This window comes from Lacrimispora xylanisolvens (assembly GCF_002934545.1).
GTDB classification, from domain to species: Bacteria; Bacillota; Clostridia; order Lachnospirales; family Lachnospiraceae; genus Lacrimispora; species Lacrimispora xylanisolvens.
Map to the genome: position 1 here is coordinate 51780 of NZ_PTJA01000006.1, position 20721 is coordinate 72500.

Annotated in this window: 16 protein-coding genes; 6 read left to right on the forward strand and 10 right to left on the reverse strand. The window is 40.9% G+C overall.

What is annotated here, in order from left to right:
• Positions 1–8: 8 nt before the first annotated feature.
• From uidA to BXY41_RS12375, 6 genes are all read right to left on the reverse strand, one after another.
• Positions 9–1811 carry a beta-glucuronidase gene (gene uidA / locus BXY41_RS12350; RefSeq protein ID WP_104437163.1) on the reverse strand — a complete coding sequence of 601 codons (1803 nt, stop codon included), beginning with the start codon at positions 1809–1811 and terminating at the stop codon, positions 9–11.
• Positions 1812–1861: 50 nt separating this feature from the next.
• Positions 1862–3235 carry a PTS transporter subunit EIIC gene (locus BXY41_RS12355; RefSeq protein ID WP_104437164.1) on the reverse strand — a complete coding sequence of 458 codons (1374 nt, stop codon included), beginning with the start codon at positions 3233–3235 and terminating at the stop codon, positions 1862–1864.
• Positions 3236–3338: 103 nt separating this feature from the next.
• A complete protein-coding gene (locus BXY41_RS12360; protein ID WP_104437165.1) occupies positions 3339–4178 on the reverse strand; it encodes a PRD domain-containing protein in 840 nt (279 codons plus the stop codon).
• A 238-nt stretch (positions 4179–4416) separates the two neighbouring features.
• Positions 4417–5559 carry a DUF2264 domain-containing protein gene (locus BXY41_RS12365; protein WP_242980185.1) on the reverse strand — a complete coding sequence of 381 codons (1143 nt, stop codon included), beginning with the start codon at positions 5557–5559 and terminating at the stop codon, positions 4417–4419.
• Between the two features lie 17 nt (positions 5560–5576).
• Positions 5577–6710 (reverse strand): glycoside hydrolase family 88 protein, encoded by a 1134-nt coding sequence (locus BXY41_RS12370; RefSeq protein WP_104437166.1) that lies wholly within the window; start codon positions 6708–6710, stop codon positions 5577–5579.
• 156 nt (positions 6711–6866) lie between these two features.
• Positions 6867–8273, reverse strand: coding sequence for a glycoside hydrolase family 1 protein (locus tag BXY41_RS12375; RefSeq protein WP_104437167.1), 1407 nt, complete (start codon positions 8271–8273; stop codon positions 6867–6869).
• A 143-nt stretch (positions 8274–8416) separates the two neighbouring features.
• Here BXY41_RS12375 and BXY41_RS12380 point away from each other — a divergent pair, with 143 nt between their 5' ends.
• The 4 genes from BXY41_RS12380 (at position 8417) to BXY41_RS12395 (ending at position 13473) form a co-directional block, all read left to right on the forward strand.
• A complete protein-coding gene (locus BXY41_RS12380; RefSeq protein WP_104437168.1) occupies positions 8417–9232 on the forward strand; it encodes a MerR family transcriptional regulator in 816 nt (271 codons plus the stop codon).
• A gap of 86 nt (positions 9233–9318) precedes the next feature.
• Positions 9319–9795, forward strand: a complete 477-nt coding sequence (locus BXY41_RS12385) for an SAM-dependent methyltransferase (RefSeq protein WP_104437169.1) — start codon at positions 9319–9321, stop codon at positions 9793–9795.
• Positions 9796–9926: 131 nt separating this feature from the next.
• Positions 9927–10898 carry a helix-turn-helix transcriptional regulator gene (locus BXY41_RS12390; protein ID WP_104437170.1) on the forward strand — a complete coding sequence of 324 codons (972 nt, stop codon included), beginning with the start codon at positions 9927–9929 and terminating at the stop codon, positions 10896–10898.
• Between the two features lie 292 nt (positions 10899–11190).
• Positions 11191–13473, forward strand: coding sequence for an adenosylcobalamin-dependent ribonucleoside-diphosphate reductase (locus tag BXY41_RS12395; protein WP_104437171.1), 2283 nt, complete (start codon positions 11191–11193; stop codon positions 13471–13473).
• A 103-nt stretch (positions 13474–13576) separates the two neighbouring features.
• On the opposite strand, the gene BXY41_RS12400 is transcribed toward BXY41_RS12395, so the two are convergent.
• Positions 13577–16501: a glycoside hydrolase family 48 protein gene (locus BXY41_RS12400; RefSeq protein ID WP_242980186.1), complete on the reverse strand. Its 2925-nt coding sequence runs from the start codon at positions 16499–16501 to the stop codon at positions 13577–13579.
• A gap of 186 nt (positions 16502–16687) precedes the next feature.
• A complete protein-coding gene (locus tag BXY41_RS12405; RefSeq protein WP_104437173.1) occupies positions 16688–17092 on the reverse strand; it encodes a sigma-70 RNA polymerase sigma factor region 4 domain-containing protein in 405 nt (134 codons plus the stop codon).
• A gap of 166 nt (positions 17093–17258) precedes the next feature.
• On the opposite strand from BXY41_RS12405, the gene BXY41_RS12410 reads away from it, so the two are divergent.
• Together BXY41_RS12410 and BXY41_RS12415 are read left to right on the forward strand one after the other, a co-directional pair.
• Positions 17259–17786: a histidine phosphatase family protein gene (locus BXY41_RS12410; protein WP_104437174.1), complete on the forward strand. Its 528-nt coding sequence runs from the start codon at positions 17259–17261 to the stop codon at positions 17784–17786.
• A 171-nt stretch (positions 17787–17957) separates the two neighbouring features.
• Positions 17958–19577, forward strand: coding sequence for a pectate lyase family protein (locus tag BXY41_RS12415; protein ID WP_104437175.1), 1620 nt, complete (start codon positions 17958–17960; stop codon positions 19575–19577).
• A 68-nt stretch (positions 19578–19645) separates the two neighbouring features.
• Here the strand turns inward: BXY41_RS12415 and BXY41_RS12420 are convergent, their stop codons facing one another.
• Both BXY41_RS12420 and BXY41_RS12425 read right to left on the reverse strand, forming a co-directional pair.
• Complete coding sequence (locus BXY41_RS12420; protein ID WP_104437176.1) at positions 19646–20173, reverse strand: flavodoxin domain-containing protein; 528 nt, start codon at positions 20171–20173, stop codon at positions 19646–19648.
• Positions 20166–20627 (reverse strand): MarR family winged helix-turn-helix transcriptional regulator, encoded by a 462-nt coding sequence (locus tag BXY41_RS12425; protein WP_104437177.1) that lies wholly within the window; start codon positions 20625–20627, stop codon positions 20166–20168. The genes BXY41_RS12420 and BXY41_RS12425 overlap by 8 nt, the downstream gene beginning before the upstream one ends.
• Positions 20628–20721 lie beyond the last annotated feature (94 nt).

A 20721-nucleotide genomic window follows, 5' to 3' on the forward strand; every position in this document is an offset into this window, starting at 1 on the left:
CTATATAATTAGTCCAATGATTCCCAACGTTTTTTTAATACGAAAGCAGCACTTTTCGGCTGTCTTACCCGATTGAAAATCCCCTTTTTGTTCCCATTTACACGCATGATTCCCTCTGTTGTCTGGAAATCAGCAAAATTCCAAACCAATTCTCCCTGTACAAACTCAAACTGGTCAAATATTTCAAAATTCATATCCAGATATTCGTTCTGGTATTCCTGGCTCCACATAATACTGGGAAGTTTATGTTCTGCCGCCATGGTATCCGTGCCAAATTCAGTAAATACAAACGGTATATTCAAATTTTTATCTTTCCACTTATTCATTTCAATTAAGAAGGCTTCTCTTGCATCAACAATCTCTGGTCCTCCTTTGATATACCACCCGTAATAACGGTTCAGACAAATAAAATCACAAAGCTGGTAACACTTACACAGTTCCGGCTGACTGTTCTTTTCAAATGCCCCTGTCATTGGACGACTTTGAGGATCCAATGCTCTGGCGGCATCAAATACTGCAGTGAAATAATCTTTCGACTCTTCACTGGTTGTTTCCGGTTCATTAAACAGACTCCATGCAATTACACTGGGATGGTTTTTATCCCTAACAATCATCTCTTCCACTGCCTGAAGATGGTTCTTTAACAGAGTTGGTACCGTAGGTGTTTCAAAAAATCTGGTGAATTTACCGGTTCCTGCATCTGCGAAGTTTCTGGTGGATCTCATCATACCCACGGCTGGAACCTCATCAATGATCAGAAATCCTTCTTCATCTGCAAACTGATACCATTCTTCTGCATAAGGATAATGGCTGGTTCGAAAGCAGTTGGCACCAATCCATTTCATGCATTCAAAATCTCGCTTTAAAACACCCCAGTTGAAGCCACGGCCAATGACTTCAAAATCTTCGTGTTTTCCAAATCCTTTCAGATAAACTGCCTTGCCATTAATCTGAATTTCTTTTCCTGCTATTTTTACTGTCCTGATCCCGATTTTAGAGGAATACTCATCAATCAGTGTTTCTCCATCCCAGATACGCATCACCGCCTGATAGAGATAGGCTTTTCCCACATTCCACAAATGGGCTTTGGAAACAGTGACACTGCCTTTCGCGCCTGTGCTTTTCGCCACCTGCTGTTTATTCTCATCAAATAATTCAAAGGAAACTTCATGATCTCCATTGGTCATAATCTGATAATGAACAACGGCATCTTCTCCATTTAACTCATAATCCACACTGAAATCTTCGATGGATTCTCCGGGCTTTGAAACAAGCCATACGCTTCTCTGGATTCCAGAGTAATTAAAAAAATCGAAATAAGGCTTGGCCAGTTTTCTTCCATCACTGAGCACCATGGTAGCACCACAGGGAAGACTCTCTTCATTTAATTCGTTATTGGCCTTTACGACAAATGTATTAACCTCACCAAATTTCACATGATCCGTCACTCTGGCAACCACTGGCAAAAATCCGCCCTCATGAGTTGCTGTCAGACTGCCATTGCAGAAAACGCTGGCGCGGTGGGTAATGCTTCCGAAACGGATTTCCAACTCCTGTTTCTCCCATTCCCGTGGTACAAATACTTCCGTCTCATACCAGAAATCTCCGCAAAAATCCCGTTCTTCTTTTGTTGTAAAAAAGTCGGAAAAGCTTGCGGGAACCGGCATGGAGATGGGGTCTGGCAGCTTATGCTGCCAGCCCTCCTGCAGTCCTTTTTCCTCCGGATCAAACCGGAACTTCCACATACCATCCAACAGCTGAGCCATTCTCGCCTGATTGCTGCATGGGTATAATTCTGAAAAATTCAGCATCGTTCACTCTCCTGTTATCTATTTATGCTGCCATAATTCACCATTCTCTATTATACTGCATCTTTATAGAGAAAGAAATAAGTTAATAAAAATACTACTACAAAAGAAAATGTGATTGATACAACGATAGCCGGGCCCGCCATGGCAAAAAGGGCTGGAATCGTTAAAAGGTTGACTGGAACCTGTGCTGTACGGATACATCCTGTAACAGCTGCAATAATACCGCTTAATCCGTTAATGATGCACATTCCAATGAATATTTTACGGTTTTTCATTAAAACACCGTAGATACCTGGCTCTGTAACACCACCAATCAAAGCTGAAATAGAAGCAGAACCGGATACTAACTTCATATCTTTATTTTTTGTCTTTAAGAATACTGCCAAACATGCTGCCGCGATACCAAAGTTAGCACCAAATGTAGCTGGTGAGATGTAATCATATCCTAATACGGAATAGTTGTTCAAAATGATAGGTACAAATCCCCAGTGCAAACCAAACACGATAAACAGCGGCCATAAAGCGCCCATAGCAAATCCTGCAATTGCTGGAGAGAAAGCAAATACTGCCTGAATTCCTCCGGCAATCCCTTTACTCACGATATCAGTAACCGGTCCGATCACAATCAAAGCGACAGGGAACACAATAGCAAAATCCACCACCGGAATAACAATACTCTGAATTATCTTAGGAATAACTTTCATCAGCCCTTTTTCCAGTTTAGACTGCGCATAAACAGTTAAGAGAATCGGCAGTACAGAACTTGGATAGCTGATCAGTTTTACAGGAATTGAGAAAAATGTAACAGCAACTTCCTTATCAGCGAATAGAGCCGTCATGGAAGGATAACACATAGCGCAGGCAATTGCCATGGAAATAAACGGCTTCGCGCCAAATTTCTGTGCTGAACAATATGCCAGAAAAACAGGCAGGAAATAAAAAATACCGTCTGATGCAGCATATAGTATGGTATAAGTGGTAGAAGTTTTATCAAGCAGGGCCAGGGTTGTGAATAATACCAAAAAACCCTTTAAAAGTCCTGCACCGGCAAATGCTCCCATAAAGGGCAAAAATATACCGGAAATAAGATCTGTCATCTTATCCATAAAACTGTTCTTTTTGTTTCCTGATACTGAATTATCAGCCTCTGCTGATTCATCCTGATTCTTTTCCCCAATGGAAGTGCTCAGTAAAATCTGGTCATAAACATCTTCCACATCACTTCCGATTACAACCTGATACTGGCCGCCTGCCTGCATTACCTTAATAACACCCTGCATATTTTTCAGTGTTTCCGTATCCGCCTTGCTTTCGTCTTTTAACTTAAAACGAAGCCGCGTGATACAGTGGGTCAGGGAATTTACATTTTCTTCCCCACCAACATGTTCTACAATATCTTTGGCTAATTTTGAATAATCTGCCATTATGATACCTCCCTAAATTTTTTTATCAAAAAAGCCTGGTTATCCCCTATCATTTAAGAGAATAACCAGGCTTTGCTGAACTGAATCATAACACTGCCAAAATCTAACTGTTTTTTAATTGTGACAGATGAACTGCCAGATAAACCAACTCATCGTGTCCTGCTTTGTAATGATATTTATCTTCAATGTATTGACATACTTTCTGGCTGCAACGATATTCATCGGGGTAGTTCCGAAGCAGCTCTTCTAACATACGCGCCCCGCCATGCTCTTTATAATAATACTTTTTCATGACACGCTGGGCAAAGAATTTCAAATGGGTCATATATCGGTAATAGGGAAGGGAATCTTCCTTCACCTGAAAATTCAGTTCTGACATAATCAAATCATTGAGCTCGCTCACCATGACAATCATCTTTTTTGCATTTCCGCTTATCTGATTATGCCGGGCTGTTACAAAATGCATAGCCACAAATCCCGCCTCATCATTGGATAACCGGTAACCAAATTTAGACTCTATCAAATCCAGCATCTTTTGTCCCACTTTATATTCGTCCGGATAAAACCGTATGATATCATGTAAAATGGAATTGGGTACGACAAGCCCCTGCTGAAAATTTTCTACTGCATGATAAATATGATCGACCAGGGAAATATGAATGGTTTCATTGAGAGTCATATCAAAAACCTGGACAGCAAAATCAATGACATCCTCTGCAACCATGATGTATTCCTGGGGCACTGTATCAAGTATTTCCCGGAACTGACTTTTATGGTTTTTATCTTTCAGAATAAATTGTTTTTCAACCCGCTCCTGATCGATGGCATCGCCCATACGGCTTTTAAATCCAAGTCCGCTTCCAAGCAGCAGGACATCCTGTCCATTTTCATCGTTTGATATCACAGCATTTGTATTTAATATCTGCTTAATAACCATTTTCATAAAAGTTTCCTCGATCTCAATGTGTAAAAAACATAATGCTACAGATGGTTTAAAAACAAAAAAACAAGTATGCACCAAATAAAACAGATGCAGACTTGCCTAATTTAATAGTAACACTCCTGTAAACTACGTAAAGCTTATCACAGGAGTGCAGCAAAGGCAATCGGTATTTTAACCAATATTGATTCATATATTTTGTACACATTTACAGTTTTTAACCGTGTGTTTTGATTGTTTTTTATAACTTGATGGCTTTATCTGCAGCCATATTTTGACCGGAGTATATTTTTTGCGAAGTCCATGGCTGATCCTCATCTGACCAGAACGGATCCTCCTGCAAAAGCCCCAGAACCAGATATACTGTAGTACATAAATACAGACTTCCAGTATTGATATACCGCTCTCCCAAATCCGGCTGATAACCGCTGACACCGGTTTTCAACCATCCGTTTTCATCAAAAATACCAGGTCCATCGATGATCCGTTTCATCACCGCAGTCAGAGCACAGCGCACCTGCGCAGGGGTAAGTTCCTCTGGAAGACTGTGGTACAGTGCCATCTGCGATAAAGTCTGAAATGCGCCAAACCGGTAGCATACGGAACGCCCTACGATTGGATATGCCCCCTCCGGAGAAATCATTCTCTCCAAAATCGCTGCATACCGTTTTGAACGCTGCCAGACTACGGGCAGCATCTCCTGTTCCATATCTTTAAAGCAATTCATGATATCCAGCAACATTGGTTGTATGACAAAGCTGTTGTAATAATCAAAATGAAACACCTCTCCATCTCCGTAAAGTCCGTCCCCTTTATACCAGCCAAGCATCTTACGGACATGGTTACGGATCCGGTCCTTGTCATAATCTCCTCCCAGAAGATAAAGACCTGTCTCTACCATGGCGCTGAATAAGACCCAGTTATTATCTAACGGCTGAATCCTTCTGGTAATCATCAGGCAGCGGATCAGCTGTTCCTTTGTTTTACCATTCATATTCCCAACGAGACTGTTTTGTGCTCTTACCAGGGCACTGCATAAAAATGCTGCATCTACCAGAGGCTGTCTTTCATCTTCTTCTCCCCCGAATAACATATAATCTTTGGCTTTCGGATCAGTTGCGTTGGCCAGTGCCTTATGAAAAAGCTTCCTGCAGGAATCCTGCATCTTTTTTTCTTCTCCGGTGAGGCCCTCCAGTTCCAGCCATGGACTGATCCCATAAGCGGTACGCCCAAATGCCTCCAGCAATGCATTTTTATGGCAGCTGGGATTTGTATTGGGCAGGCGTGCCTTTAAACTGTCATTTGCCAGATTTTCAAGTACCGGCAGAGAGATTTTAAGCATTGTATTTAGCCAGTATGTTCTTACCTCGGTCTTCATGGTCATAATGTGATTCCTTTCTTTTACCAGATAAATAAATCTTTTTCGGCTAATTTTAAAATAGCCTCTATAAAATAATAATCAGCATAAATCATAGGGAAATTGTGTCTCGTATCGTGGTAAGCTGCAGAACAGTTCTCCAGAAGATTATCCATGTGAGGATTCCAGTTACAACGGCTCTCATCCAGTGCCTTTAAAAGACGAATGGCTGAGTGAATGTAAACATGCTTCTCAGATTCTTTGACATATTTGGAAAGTTCAATCATTGCGCAGGCGGAACAGGCTGCAGCCGTAGAATCTTCCCAGCTGCAGGTCTGTGGCTGGGCGAAATCCACAGGGATCAGGCTGCTGTCCGGAATATTGGCAATAAAATAATTTGCAATGATCTTAGCAGTATTCAGATAAGATTCTTTTTGTGTATGCCTGTAACTTAGAACAAACCCGTAAATTCCCCACGCCTGTCCTCTTGTCCAGGAAGATCCTTCTTCGTATCCCTGACCTCCGTGGGATTTTATCATTTCTCCGGTTTCCGGATTAAATTCAACGATATGGTTGACCGAACCATCCGGCCTTACAAAACAGGTCTGTGCCATATCTGCATGGTTAACCGCTATATGCCGAAATCTGGGGTCTTCGGTTTCCTTCCATGCCCAGTATAACAGCGGCAGATTCATCATGCAGTCAATAATTGCCCAGCCAAGGTGTTTTTCTCCTCCCCATTCATTCCATGCACGAAGGAAATGTCCGGCAGGATTGTAACGTCCCGCCAGCAGTTCTGCCGCCAGTAGTCCTCTGTTCCGGGAATCCTGGCTTCCCGTAATACGATAATCAGCCACTGCCGAAGGAAGCCATTTAAACCCATTATCGTGATCCAGTTTTGCCGGCATCATAAAATTTTGATCCATTTTCTGCTCTGTTTTTACTGCAATCTCTTTATATAAATTATTTTCTGTAACATGATACATCTGCCACATGATTCCGGCCCAGAAACCATTGGTCCACCAGTAAATCTTCTCCTCGGAATAATCATTGAAAACTCCATTCTCCGCCGTATATGGAATCTTGTTCTGATTACGTTCTGCAACAAAAATCATTTTTGATTTGATTTTTTCCAGAGTTTCATTCACCCACAATTCCTGGCTCACTGTTAATTTCATAGATACCCCTTTCTTAAAACCTGCCTTTTTATAATAAAAAAACAAGTATGCACCAAAAACAGATGCAGACTTGCCTAATTTAATAGTAACACTCCTGTGAACTATCTAAAGCTTATCACAGGAGTGTCAATGAAATCAACTACTATTTGTAAACTTTTACAGACTTTCCCCATTGGTTGCGATTACATTTTTGTACCAGTCAAAGGATTTTTTCTTATATCTGTTTAATGTACCAGTTCCGTCATCATTTCGGTCCACATAGATAAAACCATACCGTTTCTTTAATTCCGCAGTTGAAGCACTGACTAAATCAATGCAGCCCCAGCTGGTGTATCCCATAACCGGTACTCCGTCTTCTATGGCTTCCCCTACCTGAATCAAATGATCTCTTAAATAATTAATCCGGTAATCATCAAGGACTGTCTTTGTTCCATCTGGCTGTGTCACAAGCTCATCAACTGCACCCAATCCGTTCTCCACAATAAACAGAGGCTTCTGCCACCGGTCATAAAACTGATTGAGCACATAGCGAAGTCCCTGGGGATCGATCGCCCAGCCCCATTCACTTTGTTTTAAATAGGGATTTGTTACGCCGCCCATGAGATTTCCTTCTCCTGCCTGCGCCTTGGAATGGTCAGCGGCTTCACAAATGCTCATGTAGTAGCTGAAGGATACGAAATCCACAGTATGATCCTTTAACAGCTCTTCATCGCCATCTGCCATCTCAATCTGAATATTATTTTCTCTGAAATACCGTTTCATATAACCAGGATACTGGCCTCTGACATGCATATCGCCAAAGAATGTGTTCATATGATCTGATTTCATGACTGCAATTACATCATCCGGATTAGAGGTCAGGGCATACATTGGCATGCTTAAAATCATACAGCCGATTTTGCATCCGGGCATCATCTCATGACCGATTTTCGTAGCCAGTGCACTGGCCACAAGCTCATGGTGAATGGCCTGATAAAGATCCTGTTTCTTTAGTTTGCTCTTATCCGTATAGATTCCCCCGCTTAAAAATGGTTCATGAAGCACGGAATTTATCTCGTTAAATGTCAGCCAGTATTTCACTTTTCCGCCGAAGCGCTTAAAAATAGTTCTGACATAACGCTCATAAAAGCCAATCATATCCCGGTTTATCCATCCATCATACTGAATGGACAGGTTTAAAGGTGTCTCATAATGGGAAATCGTTACCAGCGGTTCAATTCCATGTTTCAGTAACTCATCAAATAAATCGTCGTAAAACTGAAGTCCCTTTTCATTGGGTTCTTTCTCATCCCCATTTGGGAATATCCGGCTCCAGGCAATTGAGGTGCGGAACACTTTAAAACCCATTTCTGCAAAAAGCTTAATATCGTCCTTATATCGATGGTAGAAGTCAATTCCTACCAGCTTCATATTATCTGGAGTGGGTTCTTTTGTTATTGGTCCTTTAATACCGCGCGGTGTCACATCCTGGGTACTTAACCCCTTTCCGTCTTCGTTATATGCTCCTTCACACTGGTTCGCAGCCACTGCTCCTCCCCATAGGAATCCATCTGGAAATTTCATATAGCAGTTAGTCCTCCTTTTCTTTTACCAAGATGTCGACTATAATAACAGATTTTTATGAAATAAACAACTCACAAAAAAATTGAAGTATCATTAGATCCTGTTTATAATAAAGGTGGAATTCCAAAAGGGGGGATAAATTGATGTTTCAGATAGGTGAATTTTCAAAGCTGACACAAATAACAATTCGCATGCTCCGATATTATGATGAGGCAGGGCTTTTAAAACCCGCTGAAATCGACCCTTGGACGGGATATCGTATGTATTCTGCAGACCAGATACCGGTTCTGAACAAAATCATCTATCTTCGTGACAGCGGTTTTACAGTATCAGAAATTGCAGAAGCACTAAGTATCCGGGACGACAATTCTCTTGTGTCGCAGCTTGACAGGAAACAGCTGGAGGTGGAACAGGCAATTAAGGCTGAACAGGAAAAATTAAATAAAATAGAATTTGCAAAAAATGAACTGTTAAATAAAAAAAGTGAAATGCATTATAACATTTCAATTAAATCCATACCAGGTTGTCCGGTTCTTTCCTTACGCCGCACAATACCCGATTATTACGCAGAGGGTGATTTATGGCAGGAGTTATCCGCCTTTGCAGCTGAACATCAGATACAAATATCAAAAAATACGTTCTCTATCTACTATGATACCGAATACAGGGAAAAAGATGTAGACGTTGAGTTATGCGCACCTGTTAAAAAACAGGGGAAAAATATGGATGGTTTTACGTTTAGAAACGTTGAGCCGGTACCAATGATGGCCTGCACAATGGTATACGGAGCCTTTTCAAATATCGCTGATGCTTACCTTACTTTTGCACAATGGCTGCATGAAAACAGCCAATATGAAATGTCCTCCCCAACCAGGCAAATCGTTCACCGCGGACCGTGGAATGAAAGCAGTCCTGAAAAATATCTGATCGAGATTCAGATACCACTTAAAATCAAATAGCCCAATTCCTCTTTTTATCCACTTGACTCTCACATGGTGTGAGGGGTTATGCTCTGCTTGAAATCAAGAAAATGGAGGAAAAACACATGAATAATTTTACAGTGAAACCAATTGGAACGGTTCATAACAACGATGACGGCACGTTTATTGAGGTATATGAACACTATATTCCAGCTCTGCAAGCATTGGAAGGATTCAGCAATATTAATATCTTCTGGTGGTTCAGCGATTTTGATGATGATCAATCCCGCTCAACGCTGCAGGCAGAGCAGCCCTATAAAGGCGCTCCCGAAGTAATAGGTGTTTTTGCCACAAGATCACCGTTGCGTCCTAATCCAATTGCTTTGACCACAGTAGATGTGATCCGCATCGACTATGAAAGAGGGATCATTCAAATTCCTTTTATCGATGCTAACGATAATACCCCGGTGATTGATATTAAACCCTATACACCAAGCTTTGACAGAGTTGAAACTCCTGGTGTGCCTGTATGGTGCAGCAATTGGCCTAATAGTACAGAAGAATCCGCCTGTTTTGCCTGGGAAGAAGTCTTCAATTTTTAAGGGGGGCTTATGAGCTTAAAAGATTATATCAATCATAAGCCAGTACGTAATATCAGCAAGTAAAATCAAGAATTCTGATTTCTTATCCGTTATAATTCTTTTAGAGCGATTGAAACGAGGTGAACAGGTAAATGTACGAATGGCACAAGCAAATTCAGCTAATTGTTGATGAAATCGATGAATCAATCAGACAACATCATGATGAATCGCTGACTCTTAAATTTCTTTCCCGCAAACTTGGTTATTCAGAATTTCATACAACCAGAAAATTCAAAGAAATATCAGGTATGCAGTACAGAGAATATTTACGGCTCAGAAGGTTAGCCTTTGCGTTAAAAGAGGTTCGTGACAGTGAGAAAAGTTTTTTAGACATTGCTTTTGATTATGGTTTTTCGTCACATGAAGCGTTTACCAGAGCGTTTAAGAATTCCTATGGTGTCACTCCAAGTGAATACCGGAAAAAGCCCAGGCCTGTAGTTCTTCGTACTAAAATAACCCCTTTCGACCGCTACTTTTTAGGATTTGGAGAGATTGGCATGATGAAAACAGAAAATGATGTAAAGATTTATTTCGTTACCATTCCAGCACACAAATTTCTGCACATCAAAAACTACGAAAGTAATGGATATTGGGATTTTTGGCAGAAACAAAGTATGATTCCAGGACAGGACTGCGATACCATCTGCGGCTTACTGGATAGTATTAAGGGAAAACTGGATGACGAAGGCGGAACTGAATCAAACAGCGGCAGCGGTCAGATTATGGCTTATATGAATGACCCAGACGGACGGCTCTGCGATTGGGGCATTCCCCGCACAGAGTGTTACGGAGTCCGCCTTCCTGCTGATTACAAAGGCGATGTACCGCCGCAAATGCTTCTGATTGATGTTCCTGAAGCAGAGTATATTGCATTTGAACACGGTCCATTTGATTATGAACAGGAAAACCGAAGTGTGGAAGAAAAAATTGAAAAGGCAATGGCGGACTTTGATTTTACAGATACCGGCTACTGCTTTGATACTACTCCTGGCAGAGTTCTTTATTTTTATCATAATCCGGAACGGTTCTGGAAATATATAAGACCGGTTAAAAAGCAGTCCTGATAATACATGATTTCCTAAATAACGTTATCCTTTCGGGGCTGTGCCGTGATATCTCGTGCACAGCCCTGATTGATATACGGATATACCTTTTCCAGTATAATCTCAACAACCCTTTCACCTAATTTACCATCTCACCCTGTTATAATATAGCGCATTTATTACAAAACCATTGATATCATTCTACATATAGTATATAATAGATATCGTTTGGCTATATATAGTATTATGTCCTGTTTTGGATATAGTCACAATACAGATATAAGCTTATTTGGGAAGAGAGGGTAATTTTAGAATGGATATTATGGAATACTTGGGGAGCGGCAATATTTTAGGGCAGGATATCTGGAACAATAAATACCGGTATAACAATGAAGAGTTTGACGAATGGGTTGAGCGTGTCTCAGGAGGAAACAAGAAGGTAGCAGAGCTTATTATCAGCAAGAAATTTTTATTTGCCGGAAGAATTTTAACCAATAGAGGATTATTTAAATTTGGCAAGAAGATTACCTACTCCAATTGTTATGTAGTAACTCCACCCGAAGATAATATCGAAAGTATCTTTGACACTGCTAAATCACTGGCAAGGACATACAGCTACGGAGGCGGTTGTGGTGTTGATATTGGGAAGCTCAGACCAAAAGGAGCCCTGGTTCACAATGCTGCTGAAAATACAAGCGGTTCCGTTTCATTCATGGATTTATACTCTGCAGTAACAGAATTAATTGGGCAAAACGGAAGGCGGGGAGCGTTAATGATCAGCATTCCCTGTACCCATCCGGATTTAGAATCATTTATTGAAATAAAATCCGATTTAACCAAGGTTACAAAAGCAAATATTTCTATTCGTATAACCAATGCATTTATGGAAGCAGTGAAGGAACATGCGCCTTTTATGCTGACCTTTCAGGTAGAAGATACTGGTGAAGTAATTGAAAAAGAAGTAAATGCATATGAAATTTTTTGCCGTATCAGTGAGATGAACTGGGATTATGCAGAACCCGGTATGCTGTTTTGGGATCGTATTGAGAGCTGGAATCTGCTGTCCAATACCAGGGAATTCCAATATGCCGGAACAAATCCATGTGCGGAAGAACCATTACCGGCTGGGGGATCCTGCCTGCTTGGAGCAATTAATCTATCCGCATACGTTGCCATAAAAGAGAATACGAAAGTCTTTGATCATGAAAACTTTACAAAAGATGTACGGACCTGTGTAACTGCTCTGAATGAAGTACTGGATGAAGGTCTTCCTTTACACCCGCTTAAAGAGCAGCGGGATTCTGTCCGGGACTGGCGGCAGATCGGCCTTGGTGTTTTAGGTATTGCTGACTTACTCATTAAATTAGGTATTCGATACGGAAGTGATGAAAGTATTGAGCTTTGCGATAAAATTGCAAAAGAAATGATAAATAATGCAATTTATCAATCTGCAAAGCTTGCAAAGGAGAACGGGCCGTTTCCAAAGTGCAACATAGAAGAAATTATGGAAACCCCATTTTTTAAAGCGAATACAGAGGAAGAAGTAGCTGCATTTGTGAAAGAAGCAGGGGGGTTATTCAATTCCCAGCTCCTGACAATTGCACCAACAGGGACACTGTCAACCATGCTTGGTATATCTGGCGGAATAGAGCCTATTTTTTCGAATTCTTATACAAGAAAAACGGAAAGTCTTCATGGTGAAGATGTATTTTATAAAATATACACCCCTATCGTTCAGGAGTATATGAATGAAAATGGTATTACAGATGAAAAAGATCTGCCTGATTTCTTTGTAACTGCGCAGTCACTTCCCTACACGGAACGAATAAAAATGCAGGCAGTCTGGCAAAATCATATCGATGCATCCATTAGTTCAACTGTTAATGTTCCGAAAGAATTTACAAAAGAAGAAGTACAGGCTTTATATTTTATGGCATGGCAATATGGTCTGAAAGGAATTACAATATTCAGAGACGGATGTAAGCGTCTGGGGATATTAACAACCAGTGAAGAAAAAACTTCCCAGAACCTGGAGCGGGGCCATATTGTGAAAGTTTCAGATGCCTGTATTGGAAAAAGAAGAACCCTGCGGACTGGCTGCGGAACGCTCCACTGTGAAGCATTCTTTGATCCCTTCACCGGAAAATTTATGGAAATATTCCTTTCAAAAGGTTCTAAAGGGGGATGCAATAGTTTTATGGTTGGTTTAAGCCGTATGATTTCCCTGGCTGCAAGAGGTGGAATCGAACTGGAAGATATTGTTGACCAGCTGGAAAGTACACTGGTTTGCTCATCCTATGCAGTGCGGACAGCAACAAAGCGGGATACCTCACCTGGATCCAGCTGCCCAATGTCAATTGGAAAAGCACTGACTCAGATGTATGAAGAAATGCAGTCAGAGTTGCATTTAAAATATCATGGCGTTAATAAAATGGGATTTGACGGAGAAACAGCACAACTGAAAAAGGACCATAATACCTATGATAAGGCGGATGGAGCAAACGTAGTCAATCCTTGTCCCATATGCGGTTTAGAACTTACATTTGAAGGCGGATGTAATACTTGTAAAAGCTGCGGATACTCTAAATGTGAATAGAATAATGGACGAGCCATAACAAAGCATGTTCCGGATCCTTATAATAAGAATCCGGGACATGCTTTGTTGCTTTTGATATTTATGGAGTTTTGTTACCCATCACTTAAGGTTCAATTCCCCATTTCAGGCTGTTAGATATATATCCAGTAACTTTTTGCGAATCCACATAGTTCATTGCTGTGCCATCAAAGGAATAATCATCTGTCTGAGTATAATTCGTCCAGTTAGCTTTCGTCACTCTTATTTGTATCTCCGCATACTCTCCTGCTGCCAGACTTCCCGCTCCAGATGTAAATCCGATTTCCAGATAATAATCAGCATCCTTCTTTGGAGCAGACAATTTAACTAAGGTTCCGGTAATATTGCTGCTGCCAACGGAAGACCAGTCACACCAGAAGTTTTGATCAATTTCTCCGTTTATCGTGTAATAATATCTGATTTTAACATCAGAAAGTTTTACATTGGTTGTGCCGTTATTGTAAATCTTAAATTTCGGACTGAGAGAACCACTCTGTGCTGATGTGTTCGCATTATACATCTGTATCTTTATGCTGCCTTTTGCAACAGAAGTATCTACTACAGTCAGAACCATCACAGGGTCTGTTCCTGCGCTTAAATCGAATACTACATTGTAGGTTCCTGTAGCAAGACCAGCCAGTGAAGCTTTTAAGAAAGTAACGGAGGTTCCGGATATGGTATAATCCACGCCTTCAGCTAACTCTTTGCTATTCAGCCTGATCCCTTTCAGTGTATGTCCTGCCATAGTTAAAACAGCTGTAACATCTGCCTGCTTTGCGGGGTTCTTATCAAAGGTGGCTGCGGCAGGTTTCACAGAACCGCCTGGTGTGGAATCAGTGATCGTTACTGTCAGTACCGGATCAACTCCCTTATTGAAATCAAAAACAAGCTTTAACTTACCGACATCCTGACCTGCTAAGTATTCTTTTAATAAAATGACTGTATTGTCGGATAAGGTATAATCGGTGCCTTCCGTTAAATAAGTACTTCCGTCCTTAATGCCGGTAAACGTATTACCATTTAAGGTAAGCTCTACTGTTATATCTGTTTGTTCCGCAATATTTTTATCAAACGCTGCCACTACAGGGTTGATTGCAGAGTTAGTGACTGGTTCACCGCCTTCTCCAAACAGCAGGGAATATACACCATTTGCAATGGCGATATCGCACTGTGCCCAGAAACGGTGGTAGTTAAATACAGGATCAGTATCATTGTTATAAGCAGTAAGAATTTTCTCATAATCCGGATCATCTTTATATTTGGAACGAATGTCTAAAAATTTAACACCGGATTTAATTACATCCCCATTTGGCATTTTTCCAGTCCAGCCTGCTGGTACGTAGATCTCCTGTTCAAAGAACCGTTTGTAATCTGTTCTTGGTTCTGGCGTTGAAAGACCCTTATCATCTCTGTACAGATCCCACATACGATCCAGTAATTCCTTTGCCAGCACTCTTGCTTCATCATCACCAGATGCCTTGCTGTAATACAATAATGTATTTGCAAGGGAACCTGTAACACCAAGGTCTGTGGTGTGGCTGGTAACAGTTACATGCAGGTTCTTATTACCTGTATAAGTACCTGTCCAGGTATCAGGCTGTCCGGACCAGTCAAGACCGTTAGGAATTGCATATGTTCCGTCTGGTTTCAGCTGTACCACAGTTTTAATCCAGCCAACCCATTTATCCAGAATAGCTTCTGCTCTTTCATCTTTAGTTTTGTAATAGTATTCAGCCACACGCTGCATGGACCATGCCTGGAAACCAAACCAGGTATTACTTCCAGGATCTGCATAGACAGGATTTGCTACATATCCCATTCCATAAAAGGTTGAGGTACCTGCCGGCCATTCTTCATAACGGCCATTATGGGAGTTACTGGCTCCGCCTGCAATTGCACCCTCAGCTGTCTGCAGCCACTGATAGAATTCCAGCTGTCTGTCAAGACTTAACTTCCAGTCGCTGGCTCCCTTTTTAGACAGGGGCTTTAAATCTTCATCTTCTGATAATATCCAGGCTGTCATAGGATTCTGATATCCAAAGTGGTTATGGCTGTCTCCGATTTTCCATGCCCAGTCGGAACCTACTCCGCCGCCCCATGCATAATACCAGGACATGAGATAATGAGCAGCATCATACCCGGTACCAGCAGCTGACGGATTACCGATTTTACGGAAGTATTTATCAAACATGGCATATCTTAAATAATCACCCATTTTGCTGGCTTTGGAATTATAGGTTCCAAGGTCAACGCCATATTCCTGCGCCCATTTATTTGCCCAGTAAGTAGCCTGGATTGCACGGGCGTCTGCATCGGGTGCATCGGTATATTTAAATTGCTTTGAATAGCTGCTGTCTCCGGTGAACAAATCAAGATATCCATTCTTGCCGCCGTATTTCATTGTTTCCCAGCATGGCTGAGGGATGGTCTCCCAGGTAGACTCCTGTTCGCCTCTCTGGAACGTATTGATGTAGGATGGTGTTGACACACCGTCGCCTCTGCTTCCAAAACCGTACCAGTTATCTGCATCTAATAACCAATGCATTCCATACATGGTATTGCTGCCGTATGTAGCCGCCAGTTCACTATTGATCGGGTCAGTTCCAACAGCTGCACCAAAATTCAGCTGGGCAGGATATAAGTCTGGCAATTCCCATTCCGGAGCATAAGTAGCAGGCTTGCTGGCTGAATATTTACTCATGCTGGATTCGGGCTGGTCTTTTTCCGTTGGAATCATATAGGCTTCTGCTGTGTCCCAGGCTGTTTTAAATCCGCTGAAATCTCCTGTGAACTTTCCATACATTGCCTCAAGCCACATATAGTAGCTGAGAGTTTCACTTGTCGTTACGTGTCCATAGTCCGGAGCTTCTACAATCATAGTCTCAATCGAATGATATGGAATGCCTTTGTTACTGAAATACCCATTTTTCGGATCCTTAATGTCTCCCCAGAGTTCTAAAAATCTGTTTTGATATTTGTCTGTGCTTTTGCTAATAACTTTCTTACTCATCTTACGATGACCTCCTTTTTTATTTAACTTTTTATTCATCAGTCGGTTCCTTGCCTGTGAAATACCACCTACCTCTCCACTCACTCTCCTTTCCTTTTATTGCAGGTTGATAACCAATTGATTTTACACTTAAGGCGTTACAGCAGACCACTGCTGGTTATAGCTTGTACTGACTGCCGGTTTATTTCACATGGGAAAATGTTTCAGCGCAAGATTATGAATGTTATAAACCTGTCTTAAGCTATAGTTGGTTATCTCACTGATTTCTTCCCACGTATATCCGGATATATATTTTAATAAAAGAATATTTTTTTCTATTTCACAGTCCATACACTCCACTTTCTTTACAATTGCACTGCAAATTAGATTTTTTTCTACCAGCTGCTTTCTGAGGCGGGTAAATACATCTGTCATCATCTCCACATCAGGCTGGTTTGTACCAGACTGCGCTGCCAGGACAGACATGGTTTGTCTTTGTTCCTCTTTTATACGAGTTATCAGGACTTCCAGCGTTTTAATTGAAAAACTGAGAGCCTGATACGATTGTAAGTAAGTTTTTTTCAGCTCTTTTTTCTCTGTATTTCCATTCATCAGAAAACCCTCCTTGATGGTATTTACTAAGTAAAAAGAGGAATGGCAGCCAATTGTAAACCTGATTATAATTTTTTGATTCTGGAAAACCATTATGATACGTGGTAATATGGTCTTAGTTTATGGTTCAGGGTTTGGAAAAACTATTAAATAAGGGGGAACTGACATGATATACCTTGTCCGTCAGGGGGAGACCGACTGGAATCTTAATAAGAAATTCAACGGCTGTACCGATATAAAATTGAATCAGACCGGAATTGCACAGGCAAAACAACAGGCAGAAAACCTTAGAAATGTTAATTTTAAGGCATGCTTTAGCAGCCCTCAGACGCGGGCACGCCAAACCTGTGAGATTATTTGTGGAGAACCTATTATACTGGATGACAGACTTTCAGAAATTAACTGTGGTGCGTTTGAAGGTACAGAAGAAACTGCTGATTCCCTTCAATTATTTTGGCAGGCAATAAAAAATGGTGATAAAGGCACAGAAAAATTCCAGTTGTTTGTAAATCGAACTTTGGATTTTTGTAATATGATAATGAAAGATTACATAGAAAATGATGTTTTAATTGTTACGCATAGTGCTAACGCGCGGATCATAAACTACTTTTTTAAAGGAAAGCCTGATAATTATGACTTTAAAAGAAGTGTTGTAAAAAACGGAGGGCTGCTGACCTATGAAAACAAATCATAAATAGTGATTATTTTGGAGAATACCATGAACTTCAGGGAGCGTGCTAAAGGCAGTAAGAGATATTTATTGAAACGGATTGCATTGCATTGCACAGACCAGTCATTATAATATTCAGTCATAGAAAACGTGGATCCGATTTTCTGTAATTAGAATAACAGGAGGTTTTAAACTATGATTTTAGAAAATTATTTACATCCAGCTTCCGGTGCTGGTATTGCCCTGACCGAAAGCGGGGGCTGGTTTGAAAGTGCTTATATGAAATGGAACCCTCTCAGCAGTGCAATCTCCTACAAGGCTTATATAAAACCTTCGGCTGCTGGCGATTCTGCTTATGTACAACTTGATCCTGCATTAATAAGAAAGTATCCCTCCTATTGGAGAGCCGATGCAGTAGGTCTTGCAGCCGGCCAATACATTATGAAAGTGGAAGCAATTCTCCCCAATAACACGAAAGAAAGTATTATTTCCGGCGTTATCACCGTAAAGGCAAACGACAGAACCGGATTTGCTTTTTCCCGCGACTCCCAGTATCAATCCGGATCTGGCGCTTATAGGGAAAACGGAGTCTTAAAAGAGAATGCCCAGGTAATTTATGTGACTTCTGAAACAGCAAAAACCGTATCCCTTGATGTTAAGGTAAACAGTTCCGGTAAAAAACAAACAGGTACTGGAATTGGTGAGATTTTAACATTGCGTCAGAAAGGATATGACACAACGCCTCTTGCTATCCGCTTCATCGGACAGGTTACGGACAGCAATGTGGCTGGAGAGCTTAACAGCAGTGGATACCTTGAAGTAAAAGGAAAATCATCCTACAAAGAAATGAATATGACATTAGAAGGGATTGGCGATGATGCAACCGCATATGGATGGGGGTTTTTAATCAGAAATTGTGGAAACCTGGAAATCAGGAACTTAGGAATCATGCTGTTCCCTGACGATGGGATTTCACTTGATACGTCTAACTGCAATATCTGGGTTCATAATAATGATATCTTTTACGGAAAAGCAGGATCCGATGCAGATCAGGCAAAAGGAGACGGTTCTGCTGATGTGAAAAGCGGATCCACATATGTAACCCTCTCCTACAATCATTTCTGGGATTCTGGGAAATGTTCTCTTTGCGGAATGAAAGATACGGCAGAATTTTTCGTAACATACCATCATAACTGGTACGACCATTCCGATTCCCGCCATCCAAGAATTCGTACAGCCTCCGTTCATATTTATAACAATTATTTTGATGGTAATGCAAAATACGGGGTTGGGGTAACAAAGGGAAGTTCTGCATTTGTAGAATCAAACTATTTCAGGCATTGCAAATACCCTATGATGAGTTCTTTGCAAGGCACCGATGCTTTGGGTCAGGGTACGTTTTCCGGAGAAAATGGCGGTATGATCAAAGCTTTTAACAATAAAATAGAAGATGCATCCAGCCTGATCTATGCAAACTCCAATGAAGGAACCACAGGCAAAAATGCGGTCTCCTTTGATGCATATTTGGTATCTGCAAGAAATGAAACCGTTCCCAGTCTCTACAAAACTGTTGCAGGCAGTACTGCTTACAATAATTTTGATACCGGCAAAGACATTGGCGTCAGCCTCTCTGCTATTGAACCCGTGAATAATGTTGAAGGAATTGTTACAACAAGCGCCGGGCGGATCAATCAGGGGGACTTTACCTGGAAATTTGATAACGCAGTTGATGATACTTCTTCTGACTTAAATACAGCTTTAATGTCCAAAATCACAAGCTATAAAACAAATTTAATATCAGTTGGAGGAAATTAATCTCCAGATACCGGGGTGCCGCAAAATAGCTGAATGATAGTGATTGAGCGGCACCTTCCCTCCTATTGTTATAACATGCCATTTACGTAAGCAATTAGCGAATCTATGCTTTGCTTATTCTCAAAATTAACTTTTGAGTTATAAGTATCCAGAAATTCTTTGTCCTCCCCATCCCTTTCATTAACAGGCTTTTTCTGAATCATGTTTTTCATCATGGCCATCATCGTTTTATGAACTGGTCCCAGCTTTTTATAGTCGATTCCTCCCCGTAAATGAAATAACTTTGTGTTTTTCAAAAGCTGCGGTGTAAAGTTTTTATTTATAATTGGACTGTAATCCGTTGTACTGGGATCCGCTAATCCCACAGTAAACACGATGAGATTTTTGCAGGGATTTTGAGTAACCAGTTTTACTCCTGCAATACCGCCTGCATACAGACCGCCTCCATAAATAACAATATCATATTGACTCAGATCTTTTGGATTCACCGATCTGGCGGGAAATAAATCCGCATTTAATTTCTCTGCAATCCATTGGGCATATTGACTGGTAGAACCATATTTTGATGTATACGTGACTAAAATTTTTTTAGACATCTGCTGTCCCTCCGTTTATGTTATCCAGGTTCTCAAATATTGTGATCAGCGAACTGCTTAAATCAGTGATCTCTTCCGTGCTCATGCCAGAGAACATTCCAGTCATGAACTTTGTTGCAATCATTTCATTGTCTTTATCCCATTGCTGGCACTGATCAGTTGCGGCTATCCGCATGGCTCTGCCATCCAACTCATCATTATAAATGGTCACAAAACCTTTATCGGCCAGTTTCATAACAAGCTGCTTTGTATTCTGGTGAGAGGTATCACATGCTGCCGCAAGTTGCTTTAGGGTGGGTGGCTGATCAAATAGTCCCAATACAAGAATTACAAACCATTGTTTTGCAGTCAGGTCTTTCATCTGGGAATCCATCTTGCTCTGCAGACGATTGGCAATCCGGAACAAATACCCAAATACAATGAGCCTTTTATCCATATGTTCAAAATCGTACATTAACGCCTCCTAATAGGTAATATGTTATCTATATAGGTATTATATTACCTATTATTAGCTTTTGTCAATAAAGATTTCTTTTTATAGCTATTGT

Coding starts and splice junctions, on each gene's coding strand:
- BXY41_RS12375 (WP_104437167.1), bottom strand. CDS start 8,273: ATGAAATTTCCAGATGGATTCCTATGGGGAGGAGCAGTGGCTGCGAAC.
- BXY41_RS12390 (WP_104437170.1), top strand. CDS start 9,927: ATGTACGAATGGCACAAGCAAATTCAGCTAATTGTTGATGAAATCGAT.
- BXY41_RS12395 (WP_104437171.1), top strand. CDS start 11,191: ATGGATATTATGGAATACTTGGGGAGCGGCAATATTTTAGGGCAGGAT.
- BXY41_RS12410 (WP_104437174.1), top strand. CDS start 17,259: ATGATATACCTTGTCCGTCAGGGGGAGACCGACTGGAATCTTAATAAG.
- BXY41_RS12415 (WP_104437175.1), top strand. CDS start 17,958: ATGATTTTAGAAAATTATTTACATCCAGCTTCCGGTGCTGGTATTGCC.
- uidA (WP_104437163.1), bottom strand. CDS start 1,811: ATGCTGAATTTTTCAGAATTATACCCATGCAGCAATCAGGCGAGAATG.
- BXY41_RS12385 (WP_104437169.1), top strand. CDS start 9,319: ATGAATAATTTTACAGTGAAACCAATTGGAACGGTTCATAACAACGAT.
- BXY41_RS12355 (WP_104437164.1), bottom strand. CDS start 3,235: ATGGCAGATTATTCAAAATTAGCCAAAGATATTGTAGAACATGTTGGT.
- BXY41_RS12360 (WP_104437165.1), bottom strand. CDS start 4,178: ATGAAAATGGTTATTAAGCAGATATTAAATACAAATGCTGTGATATCA.
- BXY41_RS12425 (WP_104437177.1), bottom strand. CDS start 20,627: ATGTACGATTTTGAACATATGGATAAAAGGCTCATTGTATTTGGGTAT.
- BXY41_RS12400 (WP_242980186.1), bottom strand. CDS start 16,501: ATGAGTAAGAAAGTTATTAGCAAAAGCACAGACAAATATCAAAACAGA.
- BXY41_RS12370 (WP_104437166.1), bottom strand. CDS start 6,710: ATGAAATTAACAGTGAGCCAGGAATTGTGGGTGAATGAAACTCTGGAA.
- BXY41_RS12365 (WP_242980185.1), bottom strand. CDS start 5,559: ATGACCATGAAGACCGAGGTAAGAACATACTGGCTAAATACAATGCTT.
- BXY41_RS12420 (WP_104437176.1), bottom strand. CDS start 20,173: ATGTCTAAAAAAATTTTAGTCACGTATACATCAAAATATGGTTCTACC.
- BXY41_RS12405 (WP_104437173.1), bottom strand. CDS start 17,092: ATGAATGGAAATACAGAGAAAAAAGAGCTGAAAAAAACTTACTTACAA.
- BXY41_RS12380 (WP_104437168.1), top strand. CDS start 8,417: ATGTTTCAGATAGGTGAATTTTCAAAGCTGACACAAATAACAATTCGC.